Here is an 8757-nt window from a genome sequence, read left to right as displayed (position 1 = left end):
CCGGGCCGGGCACCGCCATGCACCTTGCGCAACCGGCCCTGCCCGTCCAGCGCGCTCAGGTCGCGCCGGATTGTCTCACGCGAGACGGCAAGCTGGGTGGCCAGCACCTCCACGCTGATTTCATGGTGCTGCTGCACGAGTTTTACGATCCGGTTATGCCGGTCTGCTGGTTTCACAAAGGCTCCCGCTACTGCTGTTCATGAACACTGCACGCTTTAACAGCCCGGATTGTCCGCCCCGCCCCTGCTGCTGTCAATGCCCGAAAAATGACCGAACGGGCATAAATTGCCCGCACTCCCAAAAAAGGGAGGACAACAAGAAAGGCTGAAAAACCAGCCGAAAAATCTATATTCCCGGCAACACAAACCAGTTCGATAGCAAAATGTCTTGACGTTTGTGCAAACAAGCACTTACCGTTCGGTCATTGATATGGTCGAATGGTAAATGCACGTGTCCAATACCCACCCCCACGATGCCCAACGCAATACCCGTCACGACGGTTTTTACGATGTCGCCATTATCGGCGCGGGTGTTGTCGGCTGCGCCACGGCACGGCGCTTTGCGCTGGCGGGCGCACGGGTGGTGTTGATCGAAAAAGGCACGGATATTCTCAGTGGCGCATCCAAAGCCAACAGCGCCATTTTGCACACCGGCTTTGATGCCCCGCCCGATAGTCTTGAACTCGAACTCGTGCGCGCGGGGCGTGAGGAATATCTCTCCATCCACAAGGAGCTGGGGCTTTCTCTGGTGCATACTGGCGCGCTTGTCTGCGCATGGAATGCGGAGGAGCATGAAAGTCTGCACGGCATAGAACGTCAGGCCCATGCCAATGGCGTGCAGGCCGTGCGCCCGCTCTCGGCCAGTCAGGCCCGGACACTGGTGCCCGCCCTGTCCAACCGACTGGTGGCGGCCCTTGAGGTGGAAGGTGAACACGTTATCGATCCATGGTCCGCCCCGCTGGCCTATGTCACACAGGCGATGGCGCTGGGGGCGACCGTTCTGCGTGCCACAGAACTGCTGCACGGCACGTTTGACGGAACATGGACCCTGCAAACCAGCACCGGCACCCTGCGCGCCGGTGCCGTTATCAACTGCGCCGGACTGTATGGCGACAGGGTTGACCGCTGCCTGGAACTGCCCGAGCGCTTTGAAATCTGCCCCCGCAAAGGGCAGTTCGTGGTGCTGGACAAGGCGGCGTTCAGCCATGTGCCGCGCATCATCCTGCCCGTGCCCACTGCCATTACCAAAGGGATTGTCATCTGCCCTACGGCCTTCGGCAATGTGCTGATCGGCCCCACGGCGGAAGAACAGCAAGACCGCACGCGCGCCAGTCTGCAAACGTCCACCCTTGAAGCCCTGCTGCACCGTGGGGCGGAACTGCTGCCCGTGCTCAGGAACATGCCTGTTAGCGCCACCTATGCCGGGCTGCGCCCCGCTACGGAACAGAAAGCCTACCGGGTGTACAACGCCCCCGGCCACCGGGCCATTACCCTTGGCGGTATCCGCTCCACCGGGCTGAGTGCGGCACTTGGCTGGCGGCGCATGCTCTGCGCCTTTACGAGCAGTTCGGCACGGCGCTGACACCCCCCGCCACCATTCCCACAGTGCGTGTGCCCAACCTGACGGAAACCGAAGAACGCGACTGGCAACGCTCCGAGCATGGCGAGATCATCTGCCATTGCGAGCGCGTCACCCGCCGGGAAATCGAAGCCGCACTGGCAAGCCCCCTCCCGCCCGGAGACCCCGGCGGCTTCAAGCGCCGCACCCGCGCAGGCATGGGCCGCTGTCAGGGCTTTTACTGCGGTGCTCGCGTAGCCGAAATGACCCAAGGCTGCTTTACCGAGGCCTGTGCATCCCGCCCGCAGGGAGAAACACCATGACCACCGCCGATGTCATTATTATCGGGGGCGGGCCTTCGGGTGTGGCAGCCGGTCTGGCGCTACGTAAACAGGGCGTGCCCCGTGTCGTGCTGCTTGAACGCGAAGCCTATCTGGGCGGGGCCACCCGCCACTGCGCGCATTCGCCCTTTGGTATGAGAGAATTCGGCCGCGTCTATTTTGGCGCGGCCTATGGCCGCAGGTTGAACGCGCCGCACACAAGGCGGGGCTGGATATCCGCACCGGCCATGCCGTTACCGCCATACAGCCTCATGGGGTGGTGCAGGTGGTCTCTGCCCATGGCACGCAAACCCTTCATGCCCGTCGGGTGCTGGTCATGACCGGCGCGCGTGAGCGCTCACGCGCGGCCCGCCTGCTCCCCGGCGACAGGCCGCAGGGTGTCATCACCACTGGCACATTGCAGGCGGGGCTTGCTTTCCACCGCCTGAAGCCATTTCGCAGGCCGGTCATTCTGGGCACAGAACTGGTCTCGCTTTCAGCGCTGCTCACCTGCCTGACCCACGGCATACGCCCCGTGGCGATGATAGAAACCGCCCCCGCCCCGCTGGCACGCTGGCCGCTCCGCCTTTTCCCGCGCCTGATGGGCGTGCCCCTGCTCTGCGGGGTGGAGGTAAGCGATATTCAGGGGGCACCGGGGGTTGAGTCTGTCACAATCAGCAAAAACGGCACGCAGCGCACCCTGCCCTGTGATGGGCTGCTGCTGACAGGCCGCTTTACCCCTGAAAGTGCTCTGTGCCTCCAGTCCGATCTGGGGGTGGACACGGCTACATCAGGCCCCGCCATAGACCAGTACGGCAGAACCCATGACCCGCTCGTTTTTGCGGGCGGCAACATCCTGCGTGCGATTGAAACCGGCGGCTGGGCTTTCCGCGAAGGGCGGGCCATTGGCGCCGCCGTTGCGGACGACCTGCGTCACTCGCCTGAAACAGCCCCGCCTGTGCCTGTCACATTCGATGCGCCATTGCGCCTTGTGGTGCCTTCCATACTGCGTGACAGCCCCCGCCAGCAACGGGCGTTTTCCTCCTTCCAGCTCCGGTTTGACCGGGCTGCACGTGGCGTGCTGCGCCTTATGCTTGATGGCGAGGAAGTTTGGCGCAAGCGCGGCACATGGCTGCCGGAGCGCCGGGTGCTCGTGCCCCTGCCTGCAGGGGCCGCGCAGGCCGCGCGCGTTCATTTCCATTTCGAGGAGCAGAACTGACAATGCGCGTTGCGGCACTGGATCAGGGCACCACCTCAACCCGTTGTCTCGTTTTCGAGGATGGCGCGGACTGGCAGCTTGTCGGCAGCATCCAGCATGCCCAGCACTACCCGCATGCGGGCCATGTGGAGCATGATGGAGAAGAACTGCTAGCCAACCTGCGCACGCTCCTTGCACAGGCAGGCCGCATAGATGCCATTGGCATTGCCAATCAGGGCGAAAGCTGTCTGGCATGGGATGCGCTGACAGGCGCGCCCCTCTCTCCCGTTATCGTGTGGCAGGATGCCCGCACGGCAGAAAGCCTTGCCAGCCTGCCGCCAGATGCCGCAGCCCGCTCACGCGCACTGTGCGGCCTGCCGCTTGACCCCTATTTTTCAGCCAGCAAGCTGGGCTGGGTCCTGCGTAACATCCCTGCCGCCCGCACGGCTCTGGCGGAAGGCCGCCTGCGTTTAGGCACCACGGATGCATTTTTTCTCGACCGGCTATGCGGTGTTTTTGCAACCGATGCCGCAACCGCCTCACGCACGGGGTTGCTTGACCTGCAAACAGGCCAGTGGAGCCCCGAACTCTGCGCCCTGCATGGTGTGCCGCCCGAATGCCTGCCCGAAATCCGTAGCGTCAATGGCGGGTTCGGCAGTATCGGAGGGGTGCCTGTCACGACCTCCATCGTGGACCAGCAGGCCGCCCTATACGGCCATGGCTGCCGCGCGCCGGGCGATACCAAAATCACCTTCGGAACGGGAGCGTTCCTGCTCACCCTCGCGGGGGAAAACCGCCCGCCCGAAAGCGATCTGCTGCCAACCGTAGCCTGGCGCCTGCATGATGCCGCCCCCACCTACGCGCTGGAAGGCGGGGTATACGATGGCGGGGGCCGCGCTGGAATGGGCGCGCAGCCTCAGGCTGTTCGATATCATGGAAGAACTGTCAGATTTCGAGGGGCCATCCGCCCTTTCGCGCGGACTTGTCTGCGTGCCCGCACTCTCCGGTCTGGCAGCACCGTTCTGGGACAGGACGGCCGCCCCCCTGTTTATTGGCATGTCGCACGGCACCACCCGGCAAGACATGGTGCGCGCCCTGCTTGAAGGAATTGCCATGCTAACAAGCGGGCTGATTGCCGCCGCCCCCACCGGGGCCAGCATCACCTGCGATGGAGGCCTGTCGCAAAGCTGGTATTTCGCGCAGTTTCTGGCCTCGGCCAGCGGGCGCACCATTATCGTGCCCGCCATGCATGAAGTCACCGCACTGGGTCTTGCGGAACTCTGTGGTGTGGATGTCTCGTTCATCCGCAGCCAGACACGCGTTTTCCACCCTGATGGCACCGTCAACGAGGCGGACCATCAGCTTTTCCGCAAGGCGGTCGAACGCGCACGCCACTGGTTTACCCCGCCTGAAGGCACGGCCACACACGACTGAACCTGCCGCTTTTTTACCCCTTACGTGCCTCCACCGCTACTTTGTATCGGTTTCGAAATAACAAATCCGGATAAGGAAACACACATGAGCAGCATACCCCCCTCCGCCCTGCCCCATGTGGCCGGGCAGGACACGCTTAAACGTGATGTTACTGCCTTTCAGTCCTTTGCCATCGCCTTCGGCTTTGTTTCCATCGCCACGGGTATTTTCACAGCCTATGGGGCCATGTTGGCCACATCCGGCCCGATGGGAATCTGGACATGGCCTATTGTGGTCATAGGCCAGCTTATGGTGGCTTTTGTACTGGGCTCGCTTTCCGCGCGCATTCCCATTACCGGCTATGCCTATCAGTGGACATCCCGCGTGGCCAACCCGGTGCTGGGCTGGGTTATGGGGTGGTCAGCTTTACCTTTCTGGTCATCGTGCTGTGCGCGGTGGATTACACCATCGCCTCCACCGTGCTGCCTGCCATGCTGCATTATACCGGCGGGACGTTTGATGCTTGGTGGATCACTACCCTTGTCATTATCGCGCAAGCACTGCTGATCGCCTTTTCCACCAAAGCCACGCAGGCGTTCAACGCTATGGCCGTAACACTTGAGCTGATCGGCATGAGCTGCCTTGTGGTGCTGCTGTTCGTTGTTGGCTGGTATCGTCACAGCTTGATTTCTCGCTGCTGTTCAACACCGGCGCGCTGAGCCACGCAGGCTACTTCTCCCTTGGCACACTCACCCATGTCGGCCCGTGGTTCATGGGCACGCTGCTGGGCGCCTTTACGATCGTGGGTTTTGAATCCGCCGCCAATCTGGCGGAAGAAACCAACGAACCCGCCCGTGTGGTGCCGCGCGCCATGTGGCAGGCCATTGTCAGTGTGGGTGCGCTTGGCATGCTGTTCCTGATCGCCATTACAGCACTGCTGGGCGATGTTGGCACCATGACAGCCTCCCCCACCCCGATTGCGGATGTCATTACCCGCGTGCTGGGCCCGGTGGTAGGCAGCCTTCTTCTGCTGCTGGTGATCATTTCCATTTTTGCCTGCGGACTGGTCATTCTGATGTCCGGCACGCGGCTGGTCTGGGCCATGTCGCGCGATGAGCGTTTTCCCGGCTGGCAGATGCTGCACCGTATCCACCCCACGCTGCGCACACCGGTTAACGCAACCATTCTCGTATCCGTGGTGGGAGAAGCCATTCTGAGCATCTTCTCGCGCGATACGGATGCGCTGTTCGTCCTGTTTTCGGCGGCCACTCTTCTGCCCACCATCATCTACACTGTTTCGGTGCTGATGTACGCAATCCGCCGCAACAGCCTGCCGCCCAGCCAGGGTTTTTCGCTCGGCCGGTGGGAAAAGCCGGTGGTTACGCTGGCTCTGCTATGGCTGGTGTTCGAACTCACCATTTTCCGTGATGAATCCTTCTTCAAACCGTGGCTGTATGTGCTGATCATGCTGGCTATCGGCGGGGTTTACCTCGTCTGGCTGCTGGCCACACGTGGCCGCCATGGTCTGGCCATGCCCGACATGATCGCGGTGGATGCCATTCTCGATGCGGATAAGGGCGCGGAATACGACACAGCGGCCCACTAAGCCGCCCCACACACAAATACGCGCTGCCTGTGGCCGCTCCTTACTGAAAGGGGCGGCCACAGTTTTTTGACCGGCCACACGCCTTTTTCACGGCGCGGGGGCAACAGGCCTTATGGTTATGCGGCACCAGCCTTGCTAGGCTGTGTTATATCGGAACGCGACGAACGCAGCCCCGGTCGCCTGTGCAGCCGGACGCGCCCATGGTTCGCTCCCCTGTTCTCACACCCCGGAGACCACCATGCCCCCTACCGCGCCACGCCTGATCCGCTCTATCCGCCTGCTTGATGCGGCTGAAGCGCGTATTGCTCTGGATTTCACGGCACCGCCGCCGCCCCGTAGCGCACTGGCAACCGACGCCCTTCTGGCTCTGGCCCATGAATACCAGCCCCTTGCCGTGCTGGTTACGCACATGACCCCCCTGCGTGCGGCCGATGTGGCTGCCCTGCCGGATTGCGTAAAGCTGGTGGCGACTGTCAGCGTCGGGCTGGATCACCTCGACCTTGCGGCCCTGCATGCGCGCGGCATTACCGTATCCAACACGCCCGACGTGCTGACCGACTGCAATGCCGATCTGAGCATGATGCTGATTCTGGCCGCCAGCCGCCGGGCAGCGGAATATTTCACGCTTGTCAAAACCGGCTGGACCACCCCGCTGGGGCTGGGGGACATGCTGGGCCAGCGTGTGACCGGCAAACGGCTTGGCATTGTCGGCATGGGGCGGATCGGTCAGGCCGTGGCCAAACGCGCACGCGGTTTTGATATGGAAATTCTTTACCACAACCGCAGCCGCCTGACGCCCGAACATGAAGCCGGGGCCACCTATTACGCAAAGCTGGAAGACATGCTGCCACATTGCGACATCCTGACCCTGCACGCCCCGGCCCAAAGCTCCGGCGCACCACTGATGGATGCCCGCACGCTCTCGCTGCTGCCGCGCGGGGCCGTGCTGGTTAACGCCGCACGAGGCAAACTGGTGGATGAAGCCGCCCTGATGGACGTACTACGCTCAGGCCATCTGGCCGGTGCCGGGCTGGATGTGTATCAGCGCGAACCAAACCCCAATGCGGAACTGGTGGCCCTGCCCAATGTTTTCACCACCCCGCATACGGGCAGCGCCACGATTGAAACCCGCACGGCCATGTGCATGCTGGCTCTGGATAACGTGGCAGCCCTTGCTACGGGCCAGCCCCTGCCATCCCCAGTAACCCCCTGAAGGAGCGCCCCTCATGACCATGCGCATGTTCTGCGTGATCGGCATTGCCTTGTGCGCCGCCGTCACCCTACTGGCCCCGCCCTATCAAGGTGTGGCGGAAATTCTGGGTTTTTCGTTTTTAGGGCTGGCCACAATCGCAACCCTTCTGGGTCAGGCCTGAAAGTCTGCGGGTGGCGCTGCTCAGGATCAGGCCGAGCAGCGCCACCCGTAGGTAACCAGAAAAGAGCGGCTTAAAGCCGCTCATCCCTCGGTTCGCCGCCCAGCGTATCGCGCATGGCCAGCGCCGTATCACGCACCACGGGGCCATGTTCGCGCTCAAGCCTGCGAATGGTGAAATGCGCATGAGCCAGCGCGCGATAGTGGTTGAGAAACGCCGTGTTGAGTGATGCCCCACACAGCGCACCCGCCACCGGCATAAGCTGGAGCGAGAGCTTCTGCCCCAGCGCAAGGCCATAATGCGAGGCCACTTCGGCAATCAGCATTACCACCGGGCGACCGCGCAGCACTGCACGGGCCGAGAAATAGCCCAGTTCACTTTCCTCGCCATTCCGGCGGTTAGGGAACGCCCGTAGCGCAAACACTTCCAGACAGGCCCGGCGGGCATCCGGGTCGTTCAGGTCTTCCCCTTCCTCGCGGGCAATACGGGCGATCTCGCGCATAATGGTCAGGGTGGTAAAGCCGATATCCGGCCCCAGCCCGGCAAGGCCCGCAAACCCGCCCACAGCGCCCGATACCGCTACCGCCGCCTGCATGGCAGGCACACGCCAGCGCGGTGTCTGCATTTCTACATCCGCCGTGCCACGCAGGCCCAGCACCGCTACATCGAAAGCGCGCGCCACGGCTGTTTCCGCTAAGCCGCGCAGTTTTTCCTCGAAATTCGGAGCCATGCCGATACCGCGCAGGCCCAGCCGCGCGGCATGCCCCACGGCCCCGCCCATGATATCGGCCAGCCGGACAAGCACGCCACGCCCCGACTCCACCTCAGCCAGAGCAGTTTCGAGTTCGTGCAGTTCCGGCCCGCTCAGCACCAGCGTGGTCAGCGCGCCGCCAAGAGGATTACCTGTTGCCCCGGCACCCTGCTTTTCCTTTGTGCTCATCTGTGCTCTTCCCGCCCTTCCGCGCCGGGCCGCAAGTGCCCGGCCAAACAAGTAAAAACCAGCATATCAGTCATGCCGCCCGAAAAACAGCGCAGGCCACGCAACACGCTCCTGCATGGACACCCTGCATAGGCGAACAGCGTTGTCTCGCACGCCACAAGCCCTTACACACCAGTAAGGGAGAATCCGGTGCTTACCCCCTCTTTCCCTCCCTGCTTTCAAGGAGTTGCCTCGATGGCTGGCCTTCAATCCCGTTCCGCCCCCCTTACCGCCACGCAAGGCGGCCTTGCGCGCGCCATGCGGCGGAGCGCGCCCCTGCTGGCCATGCTGGCAGCGCTGAGCGCCTGCGCCAG

12 protein-coding genes and 1 pseudogene are annotated in these 8757 nt (G+C 62.8%); 11 read left to right on the top strand and 2 right to left on the bottom strand.

Features of this window, described 5'->3' with window-relative positions; all coding sequences use genetic code 11:
• The coding region (locus tag JCM25143_RS24860; RefSeq protein WP_148300142.1) for a DeoR family transcriptional regulator at window positions 1-176 on the bottom strand (176 nt) is incomplete at its 3' end.
• Between the two features lie 274 nt (window positions 177-450).
• Here JCM25143_RS24860 and JCM25143_RS19700 point away from each other — a divergent pair.
• The 11 genes and pseudogenes from JCM25143_RS19700 to JCM25143_RS22450 all read left to right on the top strand — a co-directional run bounded on the left by JCM25143_RS19700 (window position 451) and on the right by JCM25143_RS22450 (window position 7467).
• A complete protein-coding gene (locus JCM25143_RS19700; RefSeq protein ID WP_199897896.1) occupies window positions 451-1581 on the top strand; it encodes an NAD(P)/FAD-dependent oxidoreductase in 1131 nt (376 codons plus the stop codon).
• Between the two features lie 23 nt (window positions 1582-1604).
• The gene (locus JCM25143_RS22865; RefSeq protein ID WP_199897895.1) at window positions 1605-1880 is read left to right on the top strand and encodes a (2Fe-2S)-binding protein; all 276 of its coding nucleotides are present in this window, start codon (window positions 1605-1607) and stop codon (window positions 1878-1880) included.
• Window positions 1877-2218, top strand: a complete 342-nt coding sequence (locus JCM25143_RS22860) for an FAD-dependent oxidoreductase (RefSeq protein ID WP_199897894.1) — start codon at window positions 1877-1879, stop codon at window positions 2216-2218. Before JCM25143_RS22865 ends, JCM25143_RS22860 begins: the two co-directional genes overlap by 4 nt.
• Complete coding sequence (locus tag JCM25143_RS19695; protein WP_234395259.1) at window positions 2164-3096, top strand: NAD(P)/FAD-dependent oxidoreductase; 933 nt, start codon at window positions 2164-2166, stop codon at window positions 3094-3096. Before JCM25143_RS22860 ends, JCM25143_RS19695 begins: the two co-directional genes overlap by 55 nt.
• Window positions 3006-3773: pseudogene (locus JCM25143_RS24260) on the top strand (FGGY family carbohydrate kinase); the annotation flags it as partial. The gene JCM25143_RS19695 and the pseudogene JCM25143_RS24260, both read left to right, overlap by 91 nt.
• A gap of 142 nt (window positions 3774-3915) precedes the next feature.
• Window positions 3916-4509 carry an FGGY-family carbohydrate kinase gene (locus tag JCM25143_RS22855; protein ID WP_369347375.1) on the top strand — a complete coding sequence of 198 codons (594 nt, stop codon included), beginning with the start codon at window positions 3916-3918 and terminating at the stop codon, window positions 4507-4509.
• 84 nt (window positions 4510-4593) lie between these two features.
• A complete protein-coding gene (locus JCM25143_RS22850) occupies window positions 4594-5055 on the top strand; it encodes an amino acid permease (protein ID WP_199897891.1) in 462 nt (153 codons plus the stop codon).
• Window positions 4944-5207 carry a hypothetical protein gene (locus JCM25143_RS24255; RefSeq protein ID WP_234395262.1) on the top strand — a complete coding sequence of 88 codons (264 nt, stop codon included), beginning with the start codon at window positions 4944-4946 and terminating at the stop codon, window positions 5205-5207. The genes JCM25143_RS22850 and JCM25143_RS24255 overlap by 112 nt, the downstream gene beginning before the upstream one ends.
• Window positions 5126-6094 carry an APC family permease gene (locus JCM25143_RS22845; RefSeq protein ID WP_456303609.1) on the top strand — a complete coding sequence of 323 codons (969 nt, stop codon included), beginning with the start codon at window positions 5126-5128 and terminating at the stop codon, window positions 6092-6094. Before JCM25143_RS24255 ends, JCM25143_RS22845 begins: the two co-directional genes overlap by 82 nt.
• Window positions 6095-6332: 238 nt before the next feature.
• On the top strand, window positions 6333-7307 hold the full coding sequence (locus JCM25143_RS13305; RefSeq protein WP_025861566.1) for a 2-hydroxyacid dehydrogenase: 975 nt from the start codon (window positions 6333-6335) through the stop codon (window positions 7305-7307).
• Window positions 7308-7320: 13 nt separating this feature from the next.
• Window positions 7321-7467: a hypothetical protein gene (locus tag JCM25143_RS22450; protein WP_159101651.1), complete on the top strand. Its 147-nt coding sequence runs from the start codon at window positions 7321-7323 to the stop codon at window positions 7465-7467.
• Window positions 7468-7537: 70 nt separating this feature from the next.
• Here the strand turns inward: JCM25143_RS22450 and JCM25143_RS13295 are convergent, their stop codons facing one another.
• The gene (locus tag JCM25143_RS13295) at window positions 7538-8404 is read right to left on the bottom strand and encodes an EcsC family protein (protein WP_025861564.1); all 867 of its coding nucleotides are present in this window, start codon (window positions 8402-8404) and stop codon (window positions 7538-7540) included.
• Window positions 8405-8757 lie beyond the last annotated feature (353 nt).

Source organism: Acetobacter papayae JCM 25143 (assembly GCF_000613285.1).
GTDB lineage: Bacteria > Pseudomonadota > Alphaproteobacteria > Acetobacterales > Acetobacteraceae > Acetobacter > Acetobacter papayae.
Note: the sequence above shows the minus strand (reverse complement) of the source record. Positions and strands in the feature narration are given on the sequence as shown.